The sequence below is a fragment of the Promicromonospora sp. NPDC052451 genome, from assembly GCF_044547525.1.
Taxonomy (GTDB): domain Bacteria; phylum Actinomycetota; class Actinomycetes; order Actinomycetales; family Cellulomonadaceae; genus Promicromonospora.
On the sequence record NZ_JBIUAP010000005.1, the window covers coordinates 340,647 to 364,213 of the forward strand.

The window sequence follows — 23,567 nt, forward strand, 5'->3', positions numbered from 1 at the left end:
GTGGTCGGTCCGTTGCCCGGGTTCCGCGACCGGTGGTCGGTTCCATCGACCGGTTCCGCGACAGTGGTCGGTCCGTTGCCCAGGTTCCGCGACCAGTGGTCGGTTCCATCGACCGGTTCCGCGACGGTGTTCGGTCCGTTGCCGGGCTCCGCGACGAGTGTTCGGTCGGTTGCCTCGAGATCGGTCCGTCGATGGACCGATCTCGAAGCAACCGACCGAACACCCGCGGGCAGGGCTGGCAATGGACCGAACACCCGCGGGCAGCGCTGGCAATGGACCGAACACCCGCCGGCAGCGCAAGCAGAAGACCAAGCACCCCAGCACGCAGCACGCAGCACCCAGCACTGACAACAGACCAAACACCGCCGGCAACGCAAGCAGAAGACCGAACACCCCACGGAGCCGCTGACGAACCAGCAGCCCCGCGGCGTCAGCGGACCGTGACCATCGGGATCGAGCCGGTCTCGGTGAACTCGCGCATCCGCTTGCGCACCGTCGTCTCGCTGACGCCGACCTCCTCCGCGATCTCGCGGTACGTGCGCCCCTTGGCGCGCAGGTCGATCATGCGCTCGGCGGCCCGGGTGCCGAGCTGCGTGTCCCGGCGGGGAGCGCGCCGCGGGGGGATCGCCTCCCGCACGTTCGCCGTGGCGCGGTCCGCCGCCTCGACAGGATCGACGGCCTCGGCCTCGACGCGCTGCCAGCCGCCGTCCGCCGCGACGGCCGGCCCGCCCGGCTCCGTTCCAGCGCCCCGCCCCTCTCCGAACGGTCCCGGCTCCGTCCCGGCGCCCCGCCCCTCTCCGGACGGCCCCGGCTCAACGGGCGCGCGCTCCGTCACCCGGTCTCGACGCTCGTCGAGGGCCGCGCTGCGCCGCCCCGCGGGGCGCGGCGCGCCCTGGCCCGGCGCGTCCCCGAACGCCTGCCCGTCGAACACCCCGCTGCCGTCCACGCCCCCGACCGGTACACCGACCTCTCCCGCGACGGCCTCGGCGGCACGCCACTCGTAGTCAGGTATGCCGACGCCGGTCCCGACGTCCGTCCTCGACGCGTCCAACACCCCCGACACGCCCAGCGCCCCCGGCTCCAGCCGCTCGCCCGTCAGGATCCCGGTCAGCCGCGCCCGGTCGGCCAGGTGCAGGCGTGCCACGTCGGCCGTGCCGTCGCCGACCGCCGCCAGCGCCTCGCACCAGGCCGCGACCTGCGCGCGCATCTCGGTGGGCGGCACGGTGCGCAGCGCGACGGAGCGTGCCCGGCGGCGTCCGGCCTCGGCCTTCGCGAGCCGGCGCCGCGCGGCACGTGAGCCGTCGTTGAGGCTCTGCGCCCGGAAGAGGTCCTCCGTGGTGAGGAACAGCGCGTGCATCCGCGCCGACTGCCGCAGCGCCGACCAGGACGTGCCGGTGGCCAGGTGCCGGTCGCCGATCAGCGCCAGGTGCCACATGAGCGCGGCCAGCAGCGGCACGACGAACCGGAACAGCACGGCGCCGACGGGATGACCGATGTACGCCTCGTGCCACGCCGCGAAGATGCCCGACGCCGACGACAGCGCCCAGGTCAGCGCGAGCAGCGTGCCGCCGGGCCGGTTGTCGCGCGCGGCCTCGCGGGCCAGCAGCGCGACGGTGACGAGCGACAGCTCGAAGACGCCGGCCGTCGCGTAGGCGGTGCCCTGGTTCATGGCGAGCACGTCCACGCCGAACTGGACCATGGCCAGGTAGGCGGACCCGGTCGAGATCAGGGCGACGGAGATGGCGCCGGTGAGCACGAGGTTGCGGGAACGGCGCGTCGGGACGCTCGTGGTCGGGAACGTCCGGTCGGCGGTGGCCACGGCGATCTCTCCTCGGTGGGTTGCGGCAGTGGTGCAAGTCGGACGGAGATGAAGATATCGGACACATGTGTCAGCCCGGTATCGTTCTGGGGATGGCTGACACGCTCGGCGGGCACCAGACCCCGGAGTCGTCCCGGCCGCGCGCGTCCCGGGTGTGGACGTGGGTGGCGGCGGTGGTGCTCCTCGCGGTGCTCGCCTCCATGACCTGGCTGGTGCTGCAGCCCGACACCGACGGCGTCGCGTCCGCCCCGGCGACGGTGACGAGCGCGCCCGGCCCCACGCCCTCCCCCACCCCGTCCGCCTCCGAGCCGGCGCCGGCCGCCTTCGCGCTCGCCGGCCTGCCCGAACCCCGCATCGACCGGCTGCTGCCGCACGAGCTGCCGCAGTCCGACGTCGACCGGCTCCGCGCGCTGCCGGGTTCGGTCGCGCGACCCAAGGCCGACCGCACCCCGGTCTGGGCCCAGCCGGACGCGACGAAGAAGCCGGTGCTCGCGCTGGAGTCCGCCTACTACGACGCCGCCGCCCGCTGGCTGGTGCTGGAGCGCCGGCCCGGCTGGGTCAAGGTGCTCGTCCCCTACGGTCGCGGCGCGCTGCCGTCACAGGACGCCGAGCGCGTGAACGGCACCGCGGGCTGGCTGCGCGAGGACGACGTCGTACTGCGCGCGGAGAAGCGGGCGGTCCTGGTCGACCTGTCGGACCGCACGATCACCCTGCGCAAGGCCGACGGCACCCGGGAGACGTTCCCCGCCGCCGTCGGCGCCCCCGAGACGCCGACGCCGCTCGGGCTCACCCAGGTGTTCACGGTGACGGAGGCCGTGAACACGGGCCTGTCGGTCTTCCTGTCGATGCAGAGCGAGTCCCTCGACGGGTTCTACGGCACCGAGTACGCCGCGACGGCCATCCACGTCGGCGTCGGCCAGGGGCAGGCGGTCAGCAACGGATGCGTGCGCCTCGCACCCGGTGACTTCGAGCGGTTCGCCGGCCTGGACCCTGGCGTACCGGTGCTCGTGACGGCCTAGCGTCCCCGGACCCACCTCGAGCCGGAGGAACGTTGTCCCACGAGGGTGGGTTGCTGTGCGTAGACATTGTCGACGCACAGCAACCCACCTCCGCGGGGCACCTTCTCCCCCGCACGATCCCCGCACGATCTCGCCTCGCTGCGCCGCGCGAGATCCGCGTCACGCCCCCGCCGGGCAGGCGTCGTCCGCCGCCCGGCGGAAGCACCCCACGAAGTGGCCGGGCGAGTGCTCCACCAGGCCGACGCCGTCCGGCACCCCGTCCGCCGACGCCGCCTCCTCGCCCAGGGACCGCCCCTGCGCCGCGAGCGCCTCGTGGTAGAGGCACCGCCCTGCCAGGCGCGCGGTGCGCTCGGCCTCCTCCGCCTCGACGTCCTCCCACGTGCGGTCGAGGTGCGGCACCGAGGCGAGCAGGTCCCGGGTGTAGGGGTGCAGCGGGTCGTCGAAGACGGCGCTGGTGACGCCCCGCTCGACCACGCGACCCTGGTAGAGGATGACCACGCGGTCGGAGACGTAGTTGCCGAGCGAGAGGTCGTGGGTGACGAAGAGGATGCCCAGGCCGCGCGCCTTGAGGTCGCCGAGCAGGTTGAGCACGTCGATGCGGGTGGAGGCGTCGAGCATGGAGATGATCTCGTCGGCGACCAGCAGCTCGATGTCGAGCAGCAGGGCGCGCGCGATGAGCAGGCGCTGGAGCTGGCCGCCGGAGAGCTGGTGGGGGAACTTGCCGAGGATGTCGCCGGGTTCGAGGGTGACGGCGCCCAGCGCCTCCTCCAGGCGGCCGCGCCAGTCCGCGGAGGAGACCCGGGGAAAGTAGGAGCGACGCAGGGTCTCGAAGGCCCGGTCCACCTTGAAGATGGGGTTGAAGGAGCTGAACGGGTCCTGGAACACACCCTGGACCCTGCGATAGTACTCGCGGCGTTCACGGAACCCGAGCCGGGTGACGTCGCGCCCGTCGAAGGTGATGCTGCCGCCCGAGGAGTCGAGCAGGTGGAGCACCATCTTGCCGATGGTCGACTTGCCGCTGCCGGACTCCCCGATGAGCGAGACCACCTCGCCGCGCTGCACGTCGAGGCTGACCTGCCGCACGGCGTGCAGGTCGGAGCTGCCGAAGGTGCCGGTCCTGTAGACCTTGTCGAGCCGGTCGAGGGTCAGCATCAGCTCACCGCCCAGCACGCGACCTGGTGGCCCTCGGCCACCTCGCGGAAGGGCGGGGCCTCGGCGCACCTGTCGTGCGCCAGGGGGCAGCGGTCGCGGAACCGGCACCCGGTGGGCGGGTTCAGCAGCGACGGCGGCCGCCCCTCGATCCCGGTGAGCCGCTGCTCCTCGTACCGGTCGCCCACCTGGGGCAGCGCCCCGATGAGCATCTTGGTGTAGGGGTGCAGGGGCTCGTCGATGATGGTCCGGGCGGGGGCCTTCTCGGCGAGGTGCCCGGCGTACATGACCAGGATGGTGTCGGCGACCTGGAACAGCACGGAGATGTCGTGGGTGATGACGATCATCGACGTCACGAACCCGTGGTCGCGGAACTCGACCAGCGCGCGGGCGACGGCCTTCTGGGAGGACACGTCGAGCGCGGAGGTCACCTCGTCGCCGATGAGCAGGGACGGGTTGAGCAGCGTGGACAGCACGAGCACCACGCGCTGCTTCATGCCCCCGGACAGCTCGATCGGGTAGCGCTTCAGCACCTCGGCGTCGAGCCCCACGAGGCCGAGGCGCCGTTCGAGCTCGGGCAGCACCTCGGCGTACCGCACCCCGTGGGCGGCGAGCAGGTCGCGGATCATCCGGCCGATCTTGCGTGTCGGGTTCATCGCCGACATCGCGTACTGCGGGATGAGGGACACCTCGCGGTAGCGGTGGCGGCGCATGGCGGCGTCGTCGGCGATGGGGAGCTTCTCGCCGTCGAGGGCGACCGTGCCGCCTTCGTGCCGCATGCGTGTGTCGAGACGGATGAGGGCCTTGCCGAGCGTGGTCTTGCCGCAGCCGGACTCGCCGGCGATGCCCATGATCTCGCCGTCGGCCACGTCGAAGGTGACGCCGTCGAGCGCCTTCACGTCGCCCTTCAGGGTGCGGTAGTAGACCCGGAGGTCGGTCACGGACAGTGCCATCACGTCTCCCGCAGCTTGGGGTTGAAGACCTCGTCCAGGCCCACGTTCATGACGTAGAGCGAGCCCACGATGAGCGTGATCCCGAGCCCGGGTGGCACGAACCACCACCACAGCCCCAGGTGGAGCGCGCTCCACTGCACAGCCTGGTTCATCATCAGGCCGAGCGACATGGCGTTGGTGGGCCCGAGCCCGATGAAGTCGAGCGACGCCGCCGTCAGGATGGACCCGCCGAACAGCAGCACGAACGTCATGAAGAGGTAGGAGTACATGTTGGGCGCCACCTCGCGCCGCAGGATCGTGCCCACCCCCACGCCGGACAGCCGCGCCAGGTCGATGAAGTCCCGCGAGCGCAGCGACAGGGTCTGCGCCCGCACGGCGCGCGCCACCCACGGCCAGGAGAAGACGCCGATGTACAGCGCCTGCATGGGCACGCTGCGCACGCCCAGGTAGGCGTTGATGATGATGAGCACCACGAAGCCCGGGATGACCAGCACCACGTTGGTGAGCATGTTGAGCAGCTCGTCGATCAGACCGCCGCGGTAGCCCGCGACGAACCCGATGGTCATGCCGATCACGGCAGAGACGGCGCTGCCCAGCACGCCCACGAGGAACGTGGACCGCAGCCCGGCGACGAACTGCGCGAACACGTCCTGCCCGAACGTCGTGGTGCCGAACGGGAAGTCGCCGCCGGGCGGCGCCATGGGCCGGCCCGCGTAGTCCATCGGGGCGTACCGCAGGAACGCGGGCCCGATCAGTCCCAGCAGCAGGAACACGAGCACCACGGCCCCGCCCACCAGCACCTTCGGGTTCCGCAGGGCGAAGTACAGGGTCTCGCGCACGTCGCCCCCGGGCTTTCGCAGGCCCGACGGCGTTCCGGTCACCCCGGGCTGGTCGCCCGCCTCGGTCCCGGGCCCCGTGGTCGGTCGTGTCGCCGTCATGCCGTTCTCCTTCCGCACGAGCCTGCGGCTCCGCTCCGGCTCATGCGGTAGCCCCCGTCAGTCCGGTCCGCGTGCGGGGATCGACCAGCACGTAGACGATGTCGATCACGAAGTTGGCCACGAGCACGCCGATCACCACGAACAGCAGGGTGCCCTGCAGCAGGAAGAAGTCCTGGTTCTGGATCGCGGAGAGCACGAGCTTGCCCAGGCCGGGGTACGCGAACACGATCTCGGTGACCAGGGCGCCGCCGAGCACCGTGCCGAGCTGCAGCGCCAGGCCGGTGATCTGCGGCAGCATCGCGTTGCGGAACGCGTACCTCCGCACGAGCCGCCGGGGTGCGCCGAGCGCGGACAGGTAGTTCGCGTAGTCCGACTCGAGCTCGTAGATGATCAGGTTGCGCATGCCGATCGCCCAGCCGCCCAGCGAGACCAGGAACAGCGACAGGAACGGCAGCACCCAGTGGTGCAGCAGGTCGCCCGCGAACGACCACGACCACTGCGGCACCAGCCCGAAGTCGTACCCGCCCGCCACGGGGAACCAGCCGAGCGCCACGCCGAGCCCCCACGCCAGCAGGATCGCGAGCCACATGTACGGCATGGCCGTGACGAGGTAGCCGACGGGCAGCGCCACGTTGTCGAGCCACCGGCTGCGCGCCGCCATCGCCCCCACGCTGTTGCCCACCACGAAGCTCAGCACGATCGCGGGGATCATGATGCCCAGGGTGTACGGCACGGCGTCGAGCACCACCTGGCTCACGGGCGCGGGGAACAGCCACACGCTCGTGCCCAGGTCACCCCGGAGCAGCGCCGCCCAGTAGTTCAGGTACTGCTGCCAGACCGGCAGGTCCAGGCCGAACGTGCGCTCGTAGTACGCGGTCATGGCGGCGACCGTCTCGGGGTGCTGCACGGCGGTGCGCGCCACCATCCGCTGGACCGGGTCCCCCGGCATGAGCCGGGGGATCAGCCAGTTCAGCGTGACCGCGACGACGAACGTCAGCCCGTAGACCAGCGTCTTGCGGGCGAGGTAGCCACGCATGCGTCAGGAGGCGGGCTCGAGGGCGAGCAGCGTGTTGATGCCGCCCATCTGCGTGTACCCGTTCCACAGGACCGGGAAGTACGCGTCCTCGCGACCTTCCGTGGGCCAGTTGGTCCACTGCGACTCGTTGTACTGGGCCCAGGCGCCGTTGTACCAGAGCGGGATGGCCGGCATCTGCGTCATGAACCGCTCCTGCACCTGCGACAGGGTGCTCTCGAACTCCGGCGTGCCGGTCTCGGTGCGCGACAGCTTCTGCACCAGCTCCCACGACTCCGCGTCCTCGGCCCGGCCGAAGTTGCCGACCAGCATCTGCTCCTGGATCGGCTGGTAGAACGCGTAGTTGTAGTAGGTCCACGGCGTGTTGCTCACGCCCGCGTTGCCGTTGATCACCAGGTCGAAGTCGCCCGTGGCGCGTGCGTCGTCGACGGCGCCCGCGTCGGGGAAGTCGGCCGTGACCTTGATGCCCGCGGCGGAGGCGTCCTCCGCGATGACGCGCGCGGCCTCCATCCAGTCCGTCCAGCCGGCGGGGACGATCAGCTTGAGGTCGATCGGCTCGCCGTCGGGCGTCTCGACGAACCCGTCGCCGTCGGTGTCCTGGTAGCCGGCGTCGGCCAGGATGGACTTGGCCTCCTCGGCGTCGAAGGTGAACCCGTGCTCGGCCACGACGTCCTCGTCGTAGTACGCCTCGAACGCCGGGACCAGGCCGGACGGGTGCGCCTTGGCCACCAGGCCGCCGTACGCGTTCGCGACGATCTTGTCGACGTCGATGGACCGCGCCAGCGCCTGCCGGAAGTCGACGTCGTCCATCGGGGGCCGCGTCTGGTTCGGGATGAGGTTGGCCGACGCGGCCGCCAGCATGTACGGCTCGCCCTCGTAGTAGGTGCTCACCTGGCCGGAGTCGGCGAGCTGGTTCACGCCGGGCAGGAAGTTGTTGGACAGGTCCAGGCCGCCGGACAGCATCAGGCCGAGGGCCACCTCGTTGGAGGTGTTCACCACGTCGACGATGTACTTCATGGGCATCTCGTAGCCGAGCTCGCTCTTGGCCCACCAGTCGTCGTTGCGCTCCCAGACCATCCGGTCCTGCCCGACGGCGTTGAACATGAACGCGCCCGAGCCGACCGGGTCCTCGTTCGGGTTGGACAGCAGCTCCTCGTCCGACCAGTCACCCATGATGTGCTCGGGCACGATCATCGTGGTGTAGAGCCAGTTGTCCCACTCCTGGTAGCGCGGGTCGGAGAAGGTGAACTCGACGGTGGTGTCGTCCGTGGCCTCGACCGTGTCGAGCCAGGTCCACAGGTTCGAGTACGGCACGGCGTCGACCTTGCCCAGCTCGGTGGTGAAGACCACGTCGTCGGCGTCGAGCGTCTCCCCGTCCTGCCAGGTGAGGCCGTCGCGGAGGGTCAGCTCGTAGGTGTCGTCGTCGGTCCACTCGCCGCCCTCGGCGAGCCAGGGCGTGAGCTCGAGCGTGATCGGGTCGAACTGGAACAGCGGCTCGTAGACCAGGCCGCGCGTGCCGGTGGCCTCGCCGGAGCTGGGGATCGGGTTCCAGGACGACGGCGGACCCCACTGGGTGCCGCTCGTGAACACGGTCTCCTCGCGGGGGTACTCCCCCACCAGCTCGTTCGCCGCGTCCATGCCCTCGGCGGACGCGTAGGGGTTGGACGTGGGTGCGTTCCCACCACCGCCGGAGGTGCAGCCGGCGAGCAGCAGGCCCGCCGCCGTGGCCGCCGCCAGGGCCGCCGCGCCCCGGGACCTGGTCTGTCGAAGGAGCATCGTCGATCCTCTCGTCCACCCCCGCACGGCCGTCGTGCGGACCGGGCGCATCGTCGCGCCAGGTTGGTGAGCATCGTTCTAGCCCCGGGACAGGTTGGTCAAGGTTTGTCACCTATGTTGCGCAATCGACACCTTCGCCCGACCCGGCGCTTAGCGCGCCGGGCCGGGCTGCCGTTAGGCTGTGTGCGCTGGTCCGGCAGCGCCCGGACGTGCTCCTCCCCCCGGGAGGAGCGAGCGCCTGTAGCTCAGTGGATAGAGCACCGCTCTCCTAAAGCGGGTGTCGGCAGTTCGAGTCTGCCCAGGCGCACCTACTCGGCGAGCGTCCCGGCGGGCACCGCCGGGCGCTCCCCGGCCGCCGCCCCGCTGCGGGCCACGGCGCGCTCGCCGCCCCGCACCAGCGTGGCGACCACCATCACGACCAGCCCGACCAGGGTCACCGCCGCGCCCGCCCACAGCGGAGACGTGTACCCGAGCCCCGCGGCGAGCGTCAGCCCGCCCACCCAGGCGCCGAACGCGTTGCCCACGTTGAACGCCGCGATGTTCGCGCCGGAGGCGAGCGTGGGCGCGGCCGACGCGTGGCGCATGACACGCATCTGCAGGCCCGGCACGGTCGCGAAGCCGACGGCGCCCATGAGCACCAGGCTGATCATCGTCGCGACCTGGCTCGTGGCGGTCAGCGCGAACACCGCCAGGACCACGGTGAGCAGCACCAGCAGTGTGAGCAGGGTGGCCCCGAGGTTCTTGTCCGCGGCCTTGCCGCCGGCCAGGTTGCCCACGAACAGGCCCGCTCCGAAGAGGATGAGCAGCCACGGCACGGTCGAGGTCGCGAACCCGCTGACCTCGGTGAGCGTGAACGCGATGTAGGTGAACGCCCCGAACATGCCGCCGTAGCCGAGCACGGTCACGGCGATGGACAGCCAGACCTGCGGTGCGCGGAACGCCGCGAGCTCGCCGCGCAGGCCGGGACCGGCCTGCCCGCTCGGCCCCGCGACATCGTCGGGCACGCCTACCCGGGCCGGGACCAGCAGTGCGATGCCGACGAAGGCGAGCACGCCGATGCCCGTGATGGCCCAGAAGGTGGAGCGCCAGCCGGCCGCCTGGCCGAGCAGGGTGCCGAACGGCACGCCCAGCACGTTGGCGACGGTCAGGCCGGCGAACATGATCGAGATGGCGGCGGCGCGCCGGTCGCGGGCGACCAGGTCGGCCGCGACGACCGCGCCGATGCCGAAGAACGCGCCGTGGCACAGCGCCGCGACGACCCGGCCGAGCATCATCAGCTCATAGGTGGGCGCGAGCGCGGACAGCAGGTTGCCCGCGATGAACAGGATCATCAGCCCGAGCAGGGCCTTCTTGCGGTCCACCCGGGTCAGGGCGGCGGTGAGACCGATCGCGCCGACCGCGACGGACAGGGCGTAGCCGGAGATGAGATATCCGGCGACGGTCTCGGTGACGCCGAAGTCCGTGGCCACCTCGGGCAGCAGGCCCATGATGACGAACTCGGTGAGGCCGATCCCGAAGCCCCCGATGGCGAGGGCCCACAGGGCGACAGGCATGACAGTGCTCCTTGAGGTGCTGGTGGCGGTGCTGGTGGCGGTGCTGGGTTCTCCCGGCGGGGCTGGGGCCGGGGGCCGTCAGCCGTCGAAGCGGTCGGGGTGCGGGCCGGTGCGGCCGTCCCGGTCGAGGGCGTCGATCGCGGCGACCTCCTGTGCCGTGAGCTCGAACCCGAGCACGTCGAGGTTCGAGGCGATGCGCGCGGGCGTGACCGACTTGGGGATCACGACGTTCCCGTGCTGCAGGTGCCAGCGCAGCACCACCTGCGCGGCGGACGCGCCGTGCGCGCGGGCGGCATCGGTCACGGCCGGCTCGTCGAGGACCGCGCCCTGCGCGAGCGGGCTCCACGCCTCGGTGACGACGCCGAGGTCCGCGTGGTGCGCCCGCAGCTCGCGCTGCTGGAGGGCCGGGTGCAGCTCGACCTGGTTGACGACGGGACGCACGCCGGTCGCCGCGACGATCGCGTCGAGGTGCGCGGGCTCGAAGTTGGAGACGCCGATCTCCCGGACCAGGCCCGCCTCGCGGGCCTCGACGAGCCCCTCCCAGGCGGCGACGGCCTGTCCGCGGCCCGGTGCGGGCCAGTGGATCAGGTACAGGTCGAGGACATCGAGACCGAGCAGCTCCAGGCTGCGCTCCAGGGCCGGCCGCACGGCGTCGCGCGCCATGGAGTCGGTCCACAGCTTGCTGGTGACGAACACGTCGTCACGGGCCAGGCCGGAGGCTGCCAGAGCGCGGCCGACACCCGCCTCGTTGCCGTAGGCCGCCGCCGTGTCGATGCTCCGGTAGCCGGCCTCCAGCGCGTGGCCGACGGCGCGGGTGGTCTCGGCGTCGGGCACCTGGAAGACGCCGAACCCGACCTGGGGCATGGTCGCTCCCGGACGGACGGCGTTGGGGAGGACGACGGCGGGGATCTCGGCGGGGGATGACATGACGACTCCTTGCTGTTCTCCGGACGGTGCCCGCTGTGCGTACGCGGACACCTGGCGCACGCGGTTAGTTGCACGCGCCTTCTAGATATTTGCATGCGCGCACTAGTTGCACAAGCGCTATAGTTGGAGACAGACATCACGCCCGCCGGACGGGCGCAGAGGAGGGCTCATGGGAATCGCCGACGACGCCGTCGAGATCCGTGCCCAGGGCTGGCGCACGCTCGCCGCGCTGCACGGCATGATCGACACCGCGCTGGAGCGCGCACTGCAGGCCGAGCACGGCCTGTCCGTCGTGGAGTACACGGTGCTGGACGCGCTGTCCCGCCAGGACGGCTGGCACATGCGCATGCAGCAGCTCGGCCGCGCCGCCGCGCTCTCCCCGAGCGCGACGACGCGGCTGGTCAACCGCCTGGAGGACCGCGCACTGCTCACCCGCGTGCTCTGCCAGGACGACCGGCGCGGCATCTACACCGAGCTCACGCCGTCGGGCGAGAAGCTGCTGCTGGCGGCGCGGCCGACGCACGACCGCGCGCTGCACGAGGCGCTGCAGGAGGCGGAACAGGTGCCGGAGCTCGCCGGGCTCGTGGGCACGCTGGGGGGCGTGGGCGCGGCGGTCTGACGCACCCGAGGACGACGCGAGGGGCCGGATCCGTCGGATCCGGCCCCTCGCGTCGTCGGTGTCAGAGGATCGCGCGGAGGAACTCCTGGGTCCGCTCGTTCTGCGGGGACGTGAAGATCGTCTCCGGGTCTGCCTCCTCGATGATCTTGCCGCCGTCGAACATCAGCACCCGGTTGGAGACCTCCCGGGCGAACTGCATCTCGTGCGTCACGATCAGCATGGTGATGTCCGTGGTCTCGGCGATGGTGCGGAGCACCCCGAGCACGTCGGCCACGAGCTCCGGGTCCAGCGCGGAGGTCACCTCGTCCAGCAGCAGGATCTCCGGCTCCATGGCCAGGGCCCGTGCGATGGCGACGCGCTGCTGCTGCCCGCCCGAGAGCTGCGTGCACCGGGCGTCGCGCTTGTCGGCCAGGCCCACCCGCTCCAGCAGGTCCTCGGCCTTGGCGATCGCCTCGGCCTTCGGCACGCCGAGCACGTGCACCGGCGCCTCGATGATGTTCTCCAGCACGGACATGTTGGGGAACAGGTTGAACTGCTGGAACACCATCCCGACCCGGCGCCGCACGAGGCTGCGCCGCTTCTCGGGGATGGCGACCCGCTTGCCGCCGCGGATCTCGTGCGTGTACGGCTCGCCGTCGACGAGGATGAGGCCGTCGTTCGCCTCCTCCAGCGTCATGAGCAGACGCAGGATGGTCGTCTTGCCGGAGCCGGACGGGCCGATCAGGGTCACCCGGTCGCCCGCGGCGACCGAGAAGTCCAGCCCGTCGAGCACGACGTTGTCGCCGAAGCGCTTGCCCACCCCCTGGAACTCGATGGCGGGTCGGGTGTCGGTGTCAAGCAAGGCGGTTCTCCAATCGGCGGACGAGCAGCGAGGTCGGGTAGCTCACCAGGAGGAAGAGCAGGCCGACCATGGTGATCGCCTCGATGTAGCGGAAGTTGTTGCCGCCGTACTGCTGGGCCGCGGTGTACATCTCGACCACCCCGATCGCGAACAGGAACGGCGTCTCCTTGAACATGGAGATGGCGTAGTTGCCCAACCCGGGCAGCGTGTTGCGGATGGCCTGCGGCAGCACGACGGCGGTCCAGGTGCGGCGCCTCGGCAGGTCGAGCGCGATCGCCGCCTCCCACTGGCCCTTCGGCACGGCGTCGATCCCCGCGCGGTACACCTCGGACATGTACGTCGCGTAGTGGACGCCGAGCACCACGCACCCGATCGCGAGCGACGGGAACTGGGTGAAGATCAGGTTGGCGAAGACGAGCTGCACCAGCAGCGGCGTGGACCGGATGAACTCCACCACCACGGCCACCGGGACGGTGACGACCCGCAGGCTCGACCGCCGCACCACGGCGACGACCAGGCCCAGGATCGCGGCGATGACCATGCCGACCACGGTCGCCAGGACCGTGATCTGCAACCCTTCGAGGAGCGCGGGGAGCACCGCGGCGGCGTGCTCCCAGCTCCATGCCTCGGTCTCAGTCATGGTCGGCACCTCCCTTCGCGGCGGTGACGGACGGCGACGCCGGAGCCGGCGCGGCAGCACCCGAGGCCACGGAGGCCGACGGCGTCAGCCGCAGCACCTCGCGCAGCGACGGGCCCACACCGACCCGGTGCTTCGCCCGCACCTCGATCGCGTTCATGACCAGCGTGAGCAGGTAGGCGAACGCGAAGTAGAGCAGGAGGCCCACCGTGTAGGAGAACACCGTGTCGGAGGTGCGCTGGCGCAGCTCACCGGTGAAGAAGTTGAGGTCGTGCAGCGTGATGTACGCCGCGAGCGCCGAACCCTTGACGAGCTGGATCAGCAGGTTGGTGAACATCGGGATCATCAGCGGCCACGCCTGGGGCATGATCACGCGGCGCAGCCGGTGCACCGGGCCGAGGTCGAGGGCCGTGGCCGCCTCCCACTGCCCGCGGGGCACCGAGTTGATGGATCCGCGCACCACCTCGGAGGCGTACGCCCCGTAGTTGAGACCGAGCGCGACGATGCCGCAGGCGAGCGGGTCGAGCTCGACGTAGAAGGGCGGGAGCGGCAGCACGTAGTACATCCAGAAGATCTGGACCACGAGGGACGTACCGCGGAAGAACTCGACGACCACACGGGACGGGATCCGCGCCCAGCGCGTCCGGGCACGCGAGGCGAGACCCAGCGTGAACGCGATGAACAGCGCGAGCACCGCACCGCCGAGCGTGAGCTCGAGCGTGACGAGAATGCCCTCGCCGAGCTGCGGGAGCAGCCCGGCGAGGATCTGGAGGTTGTCGGACACGTGGGCGGTCAGCCGTCCAGGCCGAGCTCCGGAGCCAGCTCCTCGGCCAGCGACTCGAGGTCACCCTCGCAGAGCTTCTCGGTGGTCAGGCCCTCCACGGGGCGCTCGGCAGCCGTGAACCCGAACGGGCCCACGATCTCCAGCCAGCGCTCCTCGTCCGCGACGATCTCCGCGAGCTTCTCGTTGTACGCGTCGCGCAGCGCCTCCTGGCCCTTGGGGAAGACCTCGGCACCCGCGCCGATCTGCGGCACGCCGTCGAGCTCGGCCACGAACGAGTCGGTGACCTCGATCGGGGCGTCGGTCTTCTGCTCGAGGGTCTTCAGCGAGATCGCGGTCAGGGCGAACGCGTCGGCACGACCGCTCGTGACGGCGTCCAGGCCGTCCTGAGCCGCACCGACCTCGATCTTGTCGATGCCCAGCTCGTTGGCGTAGCCGGCCTCGATCGCGCCGCTGAGCACGGCAAGCTTGACCCCGGCGTCCTGGGCGGACTGCATGTCCGTCAGGTTGTCCGGGTTGCCCTCCGGCACCAGGAACGCCGTGGTGTACATGATCTGCGGCTCGGAGAACAGGGCCTGCTCGCACCGCTCGGGAAGGATCGACATGCCGGCGCTGACCGTGTCGTAACGGCCCGCGGTCAGACCCGGGATGAGCGAGTTCCACTCGGTCTGGACGCCCTCGACGTCGTCGACGCCGAGCTCGCCGAAGATCTCCTGGTCCAGCGCGATCGTGGCGCCGGTGAGGTCGCCGGCGTCCTCGAAGCTGTAGGGCTCCTCGCCGTTGAACGCGACGGTGACGGAGCCGTCGTCCTGGAGCTGCTGGAGCGCGTCGGCGTCGTTTCCGCCGGTCGCGTCCGGAGCCGTGGACGAGCAGGCAGCCAACGCGACGAGGGCGAGTGCTGAACCTGCCGCGAACACGGCTCGGCGGAGCGGGCGGACGCTTGATCTAGACATGATTCCCTTCACGCCACCCGGCGCCTACGGCAAAGCCTGGGTGGGCTGGAGTTCACGGACGAGTGGCACCGTAGCGCGACATCGGACGATCCGACAATCTAGCGTTCGACATTAGGATTGTCTACAATCCACAAGTTCACCCGGCCGGCACCGCCCCGACCCCCTGCCGTTGCCGCACAGCAGCCCGCGCACCGGGGATGATGTCGTCATCGACGTGCGCTCATGGAAGGAGCACCGATGTCCCACCCGCCGCGGGCCACCCTGGCGACTGCACCGTCCTTCTCACGTGTGACGCGTCCCTCGACCGTCGACCTGATCCAGACGGAGCTGCGGAACGCCGTGTACGCGGGTGCGCTCGCCGTCGGCTCGCCGATCCGCGAGGTCGAGGTCGCGGCCCAGCTCGGCGTGAGCCGTGGCCCGCTGCGCGAGGCGGCCCAGCGCCTGGTCCAGGAGGGGCTGCTCGTGGCGACGCCGGGGCGCGGCATGCGCGTGGCGACCATCGGACCGGACCGGCTGCCCGCGCTCTACGAGGCCCGCAAGTCGGTCGAGACCACCGCGGCGCGGCTGCTGGTGCGGTCGGGGGACGACGCGGCCGTCGCCGGCGTCCGCCAGGCGCACGACGAGCTGGTGGCCGCGAACCGGACCAAGGACGCGCGCCGGGTGGGCGGCGCCGACCTGAACCTCCACTGGGCGCTCGTCGCCGCGGCGGGCAACCCCTGGCTGACCCGCTGGATGACCACGCTCATCGTCGAGGTGCGGATGGCCACGTTCACCGTGAGCGACGAGTACGTGGTGCGCAAGGACACCGCCGACGCGCACGCGGTGATCGTCGAGCGCCTGGAGGCGCGCGACGAGACCGGCCTCGTCACCTGCCTGACCGAGATGCTGGACGGCGCCGTCGCGCGCCTGCTCGGCCGGGACGACGAGCCCGTGGAGACGCTGGAGGAACCGGCCGACGCCCCCGAGATCACGCTCGGCCCGATCGACACGCCGGACGAACCCTAGGCGGTCCGGTGCGCAGGCTCAGACCCAGGCCGCCGGGTCCGCCAGCACCGCTCGCAGCACCTCGCGCGCCCCGCCGGTGAGCGCCGCGTGCGGCCCGGCCTGCGCGGCCCGCACCTCCAGGTCGACGAACGGCGCGGCGAGCACGCGGTCGTCGAGCACCGACTCGACGTCGGCCCGGAGCCAGGGCATCAGCTCGGCGTAGGCGCCGCCCAGCACGATCGTGCCGACGTCGAGCAGGTTCACGAAGTCGGCGAGCGCGGAACCGAGCGCCCGCCCGGCCGGCAGGACGGCGCGGCTGCCGGCGTCGGCCAGGAGGCTGACCAGCGCGTCGAGCGGGGCGTCCGGCGGCAGGCCGGCGGCCCGCATCATCGCCTCCTTGCCCGCGTACTGCTCCAGGCAGCCGAACGCGCCGCACGAGCAGCGCGGCCCGGCCGGGTCGACGACGACGTGGCCGATCTCACCGTTCCAGCCACGCTCCCCCAGGAAGAGCGCGCGGTCGACGACGATCGCCGCACCGATGCCGACGTCGCCGGACACGAAGACGAAGGAGTCGGGCGCCGCGACGTCGGACCCGCCGGCCAGCTCGGCGAGCGCCGCGAGCTTGGCCTCGTTGGCGACACGCACGTCGAGCTCACCGAGCCCCAGCAGCGGGACCGGTTCGAGGGACGACCAGCCGAGGTTGGGCGCCACCTGGAGCAGCCCGGTGCGCGGGTCGACGAGCCCGGGCAGGGCCAGCCGGCCGCCGGCGACGGTCATGTCCGCGGCGGTGACCTCGCCCGACACCTCGCGGGCGAGCTCGCCGAGCCGGGCGAGCACCGCCGTCGGGTCGCTGTCGTGGAACGAGCCCGGGACCACCTGCTCGGCGACCACGTCGCCCGTGAGATCGACCACACGCACGCCGAGGTAGTCCACGTTGACCTCGAGCCCGAGGCCGACGACGGTCCGCGGCGCGGGGATCAGCGGGACGGCGGGCCGGCCGGCGCGGCCCCCGGTCACGGCGGGCAGCTCGCGCACGAGCCCGGCGGCGACGAGCTGGTCCACCAGCGTCGACACCGTGGCGCGGGCCAGGCCGGTCGCGGCGGCCACGCCCGCGCGCGACAGTGGTTCCGGGACCTCGAACACCGCGCGGGCGACGAGCTCCAGGTTGTGCTCGCGCAGGCTGTGCTGACGGGCCGCGGCGGGGCCCGTCCGCGTGGAGGTCTCGCGTGCGGTCCCGGCGGTGGTCACGCCTTGACTGTAGCCGAACCTCGCGTAATAGTTCATCCGTACAACAAATGCGGCGCCGCATGCCGGGGCCGCCTCGATGAGGAGACCCCCGTGAGCGACATCAAGTACTCGTTCGGTCTGTGGACCGTCGGCTGGCCCGCCAACGACCCGTTCGGCACGGCGACCCGCCCCGACCTGGACCCCGCCGAGTCCGTCCGGAAGCTCGCCGACCTCGGCGCCTGGGGCTTCACGTTCCACGACAACGACGTCTACCCGTTCGGCTCCGACGACGCCGAGCGCCAGAAGCACATCGACTCCGTCAAGAAGGCCGCCGCGGACACGGGCATGGTCTGCGAGATGGTCACGACCAACACGTTCACGCACCCCGTCTTCAAGGACGGCGCGTTCACCTCCAACAACCGTGAGGTGCGCCGCTTCGGACTGCGCAAGGTGCTGCGCAACGTGGACCTGGCCGCCGACATGGGCGCCTCGACCTTCGTGATGTGGGGTGGCCGCGAGGGCACCGAGTACGACAACTCGAAGGACCTGAACGCGGCGCACGCGCGCTACGCCGAGGGCATCGACACGGTCGCCTCGTACATCAAGGAGAAGGGCTACGGGCTGAAGATCGCCCTGGAGCCCAAGCCCAACGAGCCGCGCGGCGACATCTTCCTGCCGACGATCGGCCACGCCATCGCGCTGATCGACTCGCTCGACAACGCCGACATCGTGGGCCTCAACCCGGAGACCGGCCACGAGCAGATGGCGGGCCTGAACTACACGCACGGCATCGCCCTGGCGCTGCACCTCGGCAAGCTGTTCCACATCGACCTCAACGGCCAGCACGGCCCGAAGTACGACCAGGACCTCGTGTTCGGGCACGGCGACCTGCTGTCGGCGTTCTTCACGGTCGACCTGCTGGAGAACGGCTTCCCGAACGGCGGCCCCCGCTACGAGGGCCCGCGCCACTTCGACTACAAGCCGTCGCGCACCGAGCACATCGACGGCGTGTGGGAGTCGGCCAAGGCCAACATGGAGACCTACGACATGCTCGCCGCCAAGGCGAAGCAGTACCGCGAGGACTCCGAGGTCCAGGCTGCGTTCGAGCACGCGGGCATCTTCGAGCTGGGGCAGTCCACCCTGGCCGAGGGCGAGTCGTTCGACTCCTTCCTCGCCGAGGCCGACCCGGACGTCGACGCCCTCGCGGAGAAGGACTACGGCCTGGTCCGCCTCCACCAGCTGGCCCTGAAGCACCTGATCGGCTGACCCTCTGGTCCGTCGAGTGCTGGATATTCGCCCCTTCGAGCCGTACAACAGGGCGAATATCCAGCACTCAACGGATGGGGCGCGCGGTAGCGTGGCCAATCCCTTCCCCTGAACTTCCTGGAGCATCGATGCCCCTCGTCGCCGGCGTGGACACGTCCACGCAGTCCTGCAAGATCGTCGTGCGCGACGCCGAGACCGGCGCGCTGGTCCGCACCGGTTCCGCCAAGCACCCGGACGGCACGGAGGTGGACCCTCAGCACTGGTGGGACGCCTTCGGCGAGGCGGCAGCCGCTGCCGGCGGCCTGTCCGACGTCGCGGCCCTCGCCGTGGGCGGCCAGCAGCACGGCATGGTCGCCCTCGACGCCGAGGGACGAGTGGTCCGCGACGCCCTCCTGTGGAACGACACCCGCTCCGCGCCGTCGGCCGAGACTCTGATCAGCGAGCTGGGCGACGGTGACCGCGAGGTGGGCGCCCAGGCCTGGGCCGACGCCGTCGGCTCCGTGCTCGTGGCCTCCCTGACGATCACCAAGCTCCGCTGGCTGCGCGACAACGAGCCCGAGAACGCGGCACGCGTCGCCGCCGTGGCGCTCCCCCACGACTGGCTGTCCTGGCGCATCGCGGGCTACGGCCCGGCGGACGACCCGACCGCTCCGCTCGGACCGCAGCTCGACAAGCTCTTCACCGACCGGTCGGACGCGTCGGGCACCGGCTACTACGATGCCTCGACCGGCCAGTACCGGCCTGACCTGCTCGAACGCGCTCTGGGGCGGACCGACGTCGTGCTGCCGCGCGTGGTCGGCGTGACCGAGGCGGGTGCCGTGGCGCACCCGAGCATCGCCGGTTCCGAGGTCGAGGGCGGCGCCCTGATCGGGCCCGGCGCGGGCGACAACGCCGGGGCGTCCCTCGGGCTCGGCATGACGCCGGGCGACATCGCCATCTCGATCGGCACCTCGGGCGTGGTCTCCGCCGTCGCGCCGCAGCGCACCGCCGACGGGTCCGGCGCGATCAACGGCTTCGCCGACGCGACCGGCAACGCGCTCATGCTCGCCGTCACGCTCAACGCGGCGCGCGTGCTGGACGCGGCCCGCGCCGTGCTCGACGTGAACTTCGACGAGCTGGCCGAGCTGGCCCTCCAGGCCCCGCCCGGGTCCGACGGCCTCGTCCTGGTCCCGTACCTGGAGGGCGAGCGCACGCCCAACCGGCCCGACGCCACCGGCACGCTGCACGGCATCCGCCTCGCCACGTCGACGCGTCCGCACCTGGCCCGCGCCTACATCGAGGGCATGCTCTCCGGCCTCGCGGACGGCCTGGACGCCCTGCGGGCGCAGGGCGTCTCCGTCGAGCGCGTGATGCTGATCGGCGGCGCGGCGCAGTCGCCGGCCGTGCAGCAGATCGCCCCCCAGGTCTTCGGCCTGCCGATCAGCATCCCGGAGCCCGGCGAGTACGTGGCCGACGGCGCCGCGCGCCAGGCCGCGTGGACGCTCGCGGCGGCGGGCGGGACCGACGACGTCGCCGCGCCCGCCTGGTCGACGACGATCGCGACCACGCTGGAGGCCGACCCGAAGCCGGTTGTCCGCGAGCAGTACGCAGCGGTCCGCGACCTGGTCTGATCCGCGACGCCGGCGCCCGCGCCTCGTCAGGCCCGCTGACGCAGGGCGGGCGCGGGCGCCTCGCCGGTGGTCACCGGGGCGGCGGCGTCACTCCGCGCGCGTGTAACGCAGGTGCCGGAACCGGAGCCCGGAGGACGACGTCGTCCACTCCGTCGCCGAGGCGACCGCCCACTCCGGCCCGATCTCTGGGGCGAAGGCGTCGCCCTCGACCTCGGTGTTGATCTCGCAGACGTCCAGCAGGTCGGCCACCGGGAGCGCCTCGCTGTAGATCTGGGAACCGCCGATCACCCAGGTCTCGTCGCCGCCGGGCGCGTCCGCGGCGACCGCGAGCGCCTCGCCGAGCGTGCCGGCCGCGACGACGTCGCCCCCGGCGTCCGGCACCCCGTGCGGGCCGTGCGAGGAGACCACGATGTTGGTGCGCCCGGGCAGCGGGCGCTTCGGCAGCGACTCCCACGTGAGCCGGCCCATGACGACGGGGTGGCCCGCGGTGGTCTGCTTGAAGTGCGCGAAGTCCTCGGGAACGCGCCACGGGATGTCGCCACCGGCGCCGATGACCGGCCGGCCGGCGGCGTCGCGCGCCTGTCCCCAGATGAGCCCGATCATCAGACCGCGATCGGTGCCTTGATGGTGGGGTGCGAGACGTAGCCCAGCACCTCGACGTCCTCGTACTCGTAGTCGAAGATCGAGTCGCGCGGGGCGAGGCGGAGCGACGGGTAGGGGTAGGGGTCGCGGGCGAGCTGCGTCTCGACCTGCTCCACGTGGTTGTCGTAGATGTGCACGTCACCGCCCGTCCAGACGAACTCGCCGACCTCGAGCCCGGTCTGCGCCGCGACCATGTGCGTGAGCAGCGCGTAGGAGGCGATGTTGAACGGGACGCCCAGGAACAGGTCGGCGGAGCGCTGGTAGAGCTGGCAGCTCAGCTTGCCGTCCGCCACGTAGAACTGGAACAGGGCGTGGCACGGCGGGAGCGCCATGTCGTCCACCTCGGCCGGGTTCCACGCCGTGACGACGTGCCGCCGCGAGTCCGGGTTGGTGCGGATCTGCTCCACGACCTTGGCGATCTGGTCCACGTGGCCGCCGTCGGGCGTGGGCCAGGAGCGCCACTGGACGCCGTAGACCGGGCCCAGCTCGCCCGACTCGTCCGCCCAGTCGTCCCAGATCTTGACGCCGCGCTCCTGCAGCCAGCGGACGTTGGAGTCGCCGCGCAGGAACCACAGCAGCTCGTAAACCACCGACTTGAGGTGCACGCGCTTGGTGGTGATCAGGGGGAAGCCCTGCGCGAGGTCGTACCGGATCTGCCGGCCGAAGACGCTGCGCGTACCCGTACCGGTCCGGTCGCCCTTGCGGGTGCCGGTGGCCAGCACGTCGCGGAGCAGGTCCTCGTACGGGGTCTCGATCACGGTCATGCGGCCAGCCTATGCCGCAGCCGGGCCAGGGTGCCCTCCCGGCTCGCGGACCGGTACGCCCCGGTCGTGGAGCGAGACGTCCCGCACCTGCCATACTCGGCGGCACCGACGAGGAGGGGCTGCATGCCTGAGCAGGTGGGTTCACGGGTCAAGCGTTCGCCGGTGCTGTGGGTGGCGGTGGTCGCGGTGGGGCTCGCCGCGGTGATCCGCCTCGCCGGCGGGATCGCGGGGACGTCGGCGTTGTGGCCGGTCGCGGTCGGGCTGGTCGCCGTCGTGGTGATCGTGGCGGTGGTCTACGCGATCCTCGACTCGCGCACCCGCGCCGCGCTCCGGCAGGTGGCCGGCCGGCGACCCGGCGCGACGGTGGTGCTCACCGTGCCCGCCACGTCGATGGTCGAGACCGCGGCCCGGCTCGGCGTGGACCAGCGGGCCATCCGGCCCGACGGGTCGAGGCACACCGTGCTGGTGCTGCTCCCCGACCGGGTCGAGCTCTGGGGACGGGACGGGCAGGAACCTCTGTGGTCGGTGCCGCGGCCGGGCGCCGGCGAGGTCCGGGTGGTGCTCGCCCGGATCGGGCTCAGCTCGATGGACGCCCTGCACATCGGGGCGGACGGCGACCCGAACGCCGTCGTGGTGCGGCCCGTCCCCGTGCCGGTCTGGCGGGACCTGAGCCGCAGGCACCGGCAGGCGGCCATGGAAGGGCTGGTCCGTGACCTCGGGCACGACCCGGCGCAGGTCCTGTCCTGACCGCGACCTGACCGTCGCGGGGTCAGCGCTGCTGCCGGCCCTCCTGCTGCGCCCGCAGCTCGCGCAGGTGCCGGCCACGACGGCGGTACAGCGCGCTCATCGTGACGACGACGATCGCCACCAGGGCACCCAGCACCGCGCCCCACGCGCTGCCGCCCCGGAAGGCGGGGCCGTCGACGTCGAGGATCCGCTCACCGGCGTGTGCCGCGGACGACGTGCCCAGCACGATGCCCAGCGTCAGCAGGTTGGGCACCGCGAAGAGCGCGGCTGCCACCACGAACCCGCCCCGCACCGGCCAGGACCGGTTCGGCAGGGCCGCCTGCGTGACCAGGAGCAGCGGCACGATCGTGAACACCGCTCCGACGACCAGGCCCCACCAGGCCCCCGCGGCGAAGGAGCCGTCCACCGCGTTGCCTATCACCTGGGCCCACCAGCGCGGCAGGAACGCCGACAGGAACAGGTAGACCAGCCACACGGCCACGATCACGGCCACGACGCCGAGCAGCCGCTTGACGACGTCGCGCCAGTCCGGTCGCCATCGCGCACCGGCACCTCTGCCGGGCGCTCCCGTCCCGCCGGGCGCGCCGGTGCCGCCGGGCGCGCCGGTGCCGCCGGGCGCGCCGGTGCCGCTGGGACCGCCCGCTGCCGGGCCGGTCGCCCGGGGCCCGTCGCTCGCCTTCTCCGTCATGGAGACGATCGTCGCAGCGGCCGACCTGCTCCGCCCGCCGAACCCGTCCGCCCGCGGGAACGTTGCGGACCTCGTCCGCGTTGAACACCGGGCCGACCGACCGGGCCGTACGACCCGGCTCCGTGACCGTGTCGGTGACCAGTGGAAGGATGACCCTCATGACGGAGCAGACCACCACCTCGGACGCCACGCGCGCAGCCGATGCCGCGACGCCCTCGCCCACGGACCCGCTGTGGGTGGAGCGCAACGGCACCCGCACCTACACGGGCTTCTCGGCCCGGGGCGCGCGCGTCGACATCGGCCCGGCCGAGGCGGGAGCCGTGTTCACGCCGGGCGAGCTGCTGAAGATCGCGCTCGCCGCGTGCGCCGGCATGAGCAGCGACAAGGCGTTCGCGCGGCGGCTCGGTGACGACTACCGGACCACGATCCGCGTCGAGGACCCGAAGCTCGTGTCGGAGGACCGGTACCCGGTGCTCACGGAGAGGTTCGAGATCGACCTCTCCATGCTCGACGAGGAGGACCGTGCGAAGCTCCTGACGATCGCCCAGCGGTCGATCGACAAGGCATGCACCGTCGGCCGTACGCTCAAGGCCGGCGCCCAGATCCCGGACGCGATCTTCGAGCAGCCGACGGAGGGCTGA

At 71.9% G+C, this 23,567-nt stretch carries 23 protein-coding genes and 1 tRNA gene; 8 read left to right on the top strand and 16 right to left on the bottom strand.

What is annotated here, in order from left to right; genetic code table 11:
- Positions 1-430: 430 nt before the first annotated feature.
- Complete coding sequence (locus tag ACIG47_RS11455) at positions 431-1,819, bottom strand: helix-turn-helix domain-containing protein (protein ID WP_397430900.1); 1,389 nt, start codon at positions 1,817-1,819, stop codon at positions 431-433.
- Between the two features lie 92 nt (positions 1,820-1,911).
- Between ACIG47_RS11455 and ACIG47_RS11460 the strand changes: the two genes are divergently transcribed.
- On the top strand, positions 1,912-2,838 hold the full coding sequence (locus ACIG47_RS11460; protein WP_397430901.1) for a L,D-transpeptidase: 927 nt from the start codon (positions 1,912-1,914) through the stop codon (positions 2,836-2,838).
- Between the two features lie 159 nt (positions 2,839-2,997).
- Here the strand turns inward: ACIG47_RS11460 and ACIG47_RS11465 are convergent, their stop codons facing one another.
- Genes ACIG47_RS11465 through ACIG47_RS11485 form a run of 5 tightly spaced genes read right to left on the bottom strand, consistent with a single transcriptional unit; the run spans position 2,998 to position 8,687 of the window.
- Positions 2,998-3,990, bottom strand: coding sequence for an ATP-binding cassette domain-containing protein (locus ACIG47_RS11465; RefSeq protein ID WP_397413465.1), 993 nt, complete (start codon positions 3,988-3,990; stop codon positions 2,998-3,000).
- Positions 3,990-4,940 carry an ABC transporter ATP-binding protein gene (locus tag ACIG47_RS11470; RefSeq protein WP_397413464.1) on the bottom strand — a complete coding sequence of 317 codons (951 nt, stop codon included), beginning with the start codon at positions 4,938-4,940 and terminating at the stop codon, positions 3,990-3,992. Before ACIG47_RS11470 ends, ACIG47_RS11465 begins: the two co-directional genes overlap by 1 nt.
- Positions 4,940-5,878, bottom strand: coding sequence for an ABC transporter permease (locus ACIG47_RS11475; RefSeq protein ID WP_397430902.1), 939 nt, complete (start codon positions 5,876-5,878; stop codon positions 4,940-4,942). The genes ACIG47_RS11470 and ACIG47_RS11475 overlap by 1 nt, the downstream gene beginning before the upstream one ends.
- Positions 5,879-5,918: 40 nt before the next feature.
- Positions 5,919-6,914: an ABC transporter permease gene (locus ACIG47_RS11480; RefSeq protein WP_397430903.1), complete on the bottom strand. Its 996-nt coding sequence runs from the start codon at positions 6,912-6,914 to the stop codon at positions 5,919-5,921.
- Between the two features lie 3 nt (positions 6,915-6,917).
- Positions 6,918-8,687, bottom strand: a complete 1,770-nt coding sequence (locus tag ACIG47_RS11485) for an ABC transporter substrate-binding protein (protein WP_397430904.1) — start codon at positions 8,685-8,687, stop codon at positions 6,918-6,920.
- 234 nt (positions 8,688-8,921) lie between these two features.
- On the opposite strand from ACIG47_RS11485, the gene ACIG47_RS11490 reads away from it, so the two are divergent.
- Positions 8,922-8,994: transfer RNA gene (locus ACIG47_RS11490), tRNA-Arg, on the top strand.
- A 1-nt stretch (position 8,995) separates the two neighbouring features.
- Here ACIG47_RS11490 and ACIG47_RS11495 read toward each other — a convergent pair.
- Complete coding sequence (locus ACIG47_RS11495) at positions 8,996-10,240, bottom strand: MFS transporter (RefSeq protein WP_397430905.1); 1,245 nt, start codon at positions 10,238-10,240, stop codon at positions 8,996-8,998.
- Between the two features lie 78 nt (positions 10,241-10,318).
- Positions 10,319-11,167, bottom strand: coding sequence for an aldo/keto reductase (locus ACIG47_RS11500; protein ID WP_397413458.1), 849 nt, complete (start codon positions 11,165-11,167; stop codon positions 10,319-10,321).
- Between the two features lie 169 nt (positions 11,168-11,336).
- Here ACIG47_RS11500 and ACIG47_RS11505 point away from each other — a divergent pair, with 169 nt between their 5' ends.
- Positions 11,337-11,786, top strand: coding sequence for a MarR family transcriptional regulator (locus tag ACIG47_RS11505; protein ID WP_119142044.1), 450 nt, complete (start codon positions 11,337-11,339; stop codon positions 11,784-11,786).
- A gap of 61 nt (positions 11,787-11,847) precedes the next feature.
- Here the strand turns inward: ACIG47_RS11505 and ehuA are convergent, their stop codons facing one another.
- The 4 genes from ehuA to ehuB are packed head-to-tail and all read right to left on the bottom strand — an operon-like array spanning position 11,848 to position 14,998.
- A complete protein-coding gene (gene ehuA / locus ACIG47_RS11510) occupies positions 11,848-12,627 on the bottom strand; it encodes an ectoine/hydroxyectoine ABC transporter ATP-binding protein EhuA (RefSeq protein WP_397430906.1) in 780 nt (259 codons plus the stop codon).
- On the bottom strand, positions 12,620-13,267 hold the full coding sequence (gene ehuD, locus ACIG47_RS11515) for an ectoine/hydroxyectoine ABC transporter permease subunit EhuD (protein ID WP_397430907.1): 648 nt from the start codon (positions 13,265-13,267) through the stop codon (positions 12,620-12,622). Before ehuD ends, ehuA begins: the two co-directional genes overlap by 8 nt.
- Complete coding sequence (gene ehuC, locus ACIG47_RS11520) at positions 13,260-14,048, bottom strand: ectoine/hydroxyectoine ABC transporter permease subunit EhuC (RefSeq protein ID WP_397430908.1); 789 nt, start codon at positions 14,046-14,048, stop codon at positions 13,260-13,262. Before ehuC ends, ehuD begins: the two co-directional genes overlap by 8 nt.
- Before the next feature lie 8 nt (positions 14,049-14,056).
- The gene (gene ehuB, locus ACIG47_RS11525; RefSeq protein WP_397430909.1) at positions 14,057-14,998 is read right to left on the bottom strand and encodes an ectoine/hydroxyectoine ABC transporter substrate-binding protein EhuB; all 942 of its coding nucleotides are present in this window, start codon (positions 14,996-14,998) and stop codon (positions 14,057-14,059) included.
- Between the two features lie 237 nt (positions 14,999-15,235).
- Here ehuB and ACIG47_RS11530 point away from each other — a divergent pair, with 237 nt between their 5' ends.
- Complete coding sequence (locus tag ACIG47_RS11530) at positions 15,236-16,003, top strand: GntR family transcriptional regulator (RefSeq protein ID WP_397413452.1); 768 nt, start codon at positions 15,236-15,238, stop codon at positions 16,001-16,003.
- 18 nt (positions 16,004-16,021) lie between these two features.
- Here the strand turns inward: ACIG47_RS11530 and ACIG47_RS11535 are convergent, their stop codons facing one another.
- A complete protein-coding gene (locus tag ACIG47_RS11535) occupies positions 16,022-17,230 on the bottom strand; it encodes an ROK family protein (RefSeq protein ID WP_397430910.1) in 1,209 nt (402 codons plus the stop codon).
- A gap of 90 nt (positions 17,231-17,320) precedes the next feature.
- On the opposite strand from ACIG47_RS11535, the gene xylA reads away from it, so the two are divergent.
- Together xylA and xylB are read left to right on the top strand one after the other, a co-directional pair.
- Positions 17,321-18,475: a xylose isomerase gene (xylA, locus tag ACIG47_RS11540; protein ID WP_397430911.1), complete on the top strand. Its 1,155-nt coding sequence runs from the start codon at positions 17,321-17,323 to the stop codon at positions 18,473-18,475.
- Between the two features lie 128 nt (positions 18,476-18,603).
- Positions 18,604-20,085, top strand: coding sequence for a xylulokinase (xylB, locus tag ACIG47_RS11545; RefSeq protein WP_397430912.1), 1,482 nt, complete (start codon positions 18,604-18,606; stop codon positions 20,083-20,085).
- Positions 20,086-20,172: 87 nt separating this feature from the next.
- On the opposite strand, the gene ACIG47_RS11550 is transcribed toward xylB, so the two are convergent.
- Positions 20,173-20,688 carry a dihydrofolate reductase gene (locus ACIG47_RS11550; protein WP_397413448.1) on the bottom strand — a complete coding sequence of 172 codons (516 nt, stop codon included), beginning with the start codon at positions 20,686-20,688 and terminating at the stop codon, positions 20,173-20,175.
- Entirely contained in the window at positions 20,688-21,491 is an 804-nt protein-coding gene (locus tag ACIG47_RS11555) for a thymidylate synthase (RefSeq protein ID WP_397430913.1), read from the bottom strand. The genes ACIG47_RS11550 and ACIG47_RS11555 overlap by 1 nt, the downstream gene beginning before the upstream one ends.
- A 123-nt stretch (positions 21,492-21,614) precedes the next feature.
- Between ACIG47_RS11555 and ACIG47_RS11560 the strand changes: the two genes are divergently transcribed.
- Positions 21,615-22,238: a hypothetical protein gene (locus ACIG47_RS11560; RefSeq protein ID WP_397413444.1), complete on the top strand. Its 624-nt coding sequence runs from the start codon at positions 21,615-21,617 to the stop codon at positions 22,236-22,238.
- A gap of 22 nt (positions 22,239-22,260) precedes the next feature.
- Here the strand turns inward: ACIG47_RS11560 and ACIG47_RS11565 are convergent, their stop codons facing one another.
- Positions 22,261-22,926 (bottom strand): hypothetical protein, encoded by a 666-nt coding sequence (locus ACIG47_RS11565; RefSeq protein ID WP_397430914.1) that lies wholly within the window; start codon positions 22,924-22,926, stop codon positions 22,261-22,263.
- A 158-nt stretch (positions 22,927-23,084) separates the two neighbouring features.
- On the opposite strand from ACIG47_RS11565, the gene ACIG47_RS11570 reads away from it, so the two are divergent.
- Positions 23,085-23,567, top strand: coding sequence for an OsmC family protein (locus ACIG47_RS11570; protein ID WP_397413441.1), 483 nt, complete (start codon positions 23,085-23,087; stop codon positions 23,565-23,567).

What these genes read in the sequence shown, in the direction of transcription:
- ACIG47_RS11460 (WP_397430901.1), top strand. Translation starts at nt 1,912, where the DNA reads ATGGCTGACACGCTCGGCGGGCACCAGACCCCGGAGTCGTCCCGGCCG.
- ACIG47_RS11465 (WP_397413465.1), bottom strand. Translation starts at nt 3,990, where the DNA reads ATGCTGACCCTCGACCGGCTCGACAAGGTCTACAGGACCGGCACCTTC.
- ACIG47_RS11470 (WP_397413464.1), bottom strand. Translation starts at nt 4,940, where the DNA reads ATGGCACTGTCCGTGACCGACCTCCGGGTCTACTACCGCACCCTGAAG.
- ACIG47_RS11475 (WP_397430902.1), bottom strand. Translation starts at nt 5,878, where the DNA reads ATGACGGCGACACGACCGACCACGGGGCCCGGGACCGAGGCGGGCGAC.
- ACIG47_RS11480 (WP_397430903.1), bottom strand. Translation starts at nt 6,914, where the DNA reads ATGCGTGGCTACCTCGCCCGCAAGACGCTGGTCTACGGGCTGACGTTC.
- ACIG47_RS11485 (WP_397430904.1), bottom strand. Translation starts at nt 8,687, where the DNA reads ATGCTCCTTCGACAGACCAGGTCCCGGGGCGCGGCGGCCCTGGCGGCG.
- ACIG47_RS11495 (WP_397430905.1), bottom strand. Translation starts at nt 10,240, where the DNA reads ATGCCTGTCGCCCTGTGGGCCCTCGCCATCGGGGGCTTCGGGATCGGC.
- ACIG47_RS11500 (WP_397413458.1), bottom strand. Translation starts at nt 11,167, where the DNA reads ATGTCATCCCCCGCCGAGATCCCCGCCGTCGTCCTCCCCAACGCCGTC.
- ACIG47_RS11505 (WP_119142044.1), top strand. Translation starts at nt 11,337, where the DNA reads ATGGGAATCGCCGACGACGCCGTCGAGATCCGTGCCCAGGGCTGGCGC.
- ehuD (WP_397430907.1), bottom strand. Translation starts at nt 13,267, where the DNA reads ATGACTGAGACCGAGGCATGGAGCTGGGAGCACGCCGCCGCGGTGCTC.
- ehuB (WP_397430909.1), bottom strand. Translation starts at nt 14,998, where the DNA reads ATGTCTAGATCAAGCGTCCGCCCGCTCCGCCGAGCCGTGTTCGCGGCA.
- ACIG47_RS11530 (WP_397413452.1), top strand. Translation starts at nt 15,236, where the DNA reads ATGTCCCACCCGCCGCGGGCCACCCTGGCGACTGCACCGTCCTTCTCA.
- xylB (WP_397430912.1), top strand. Translation starts at nt 18,604, where the DNA reads ATGCCCCTCGTCGCCGGCGTGGACACGTCCACGCAGTCCTGCAAGATC.
- ACIG47_RS11550 (WP_397413448.1), bottom strand. Translation starts at nt 20,688, where the DNA reads ATGATCGGGCTCATCTGGGGACAGGCGCGCGACGCCGCCGGCCGGCCG.
- ACIG47_RS11555 (WP_397430913.1), bottom strand. Translation starts at nt 21,491, where the DNA reads ATGACCGTGATCGAGACCCCGTACGAGGACCTGCTCCGCGACGTGCTG.
- ACIG47_RS11560 (WP_397413444.1), top strand. Translation starts at nt 21,615, where the DNA reads ATGCCTGAGCAGGTGGGTTCACGGGTCAAGCGTTCGCCGGTGCTGTGG.
- ACIG47_RS11565 (WP_397430914.1), bottom strand. Translation starts at nt 22,926, where the DNA reads ATGACGGAGAAGGCGAGCGACGGGCCCCGGGCGACCGGCCCGGCAGCG.
- ACIG47_RS11570 (WP_397413441.1), top strand. Translation starts at nt 23,085, where the DNA reads ATGACGGAGCAGACCACCACCTCGGACGCCACGCGCGCAGCCGATGCC.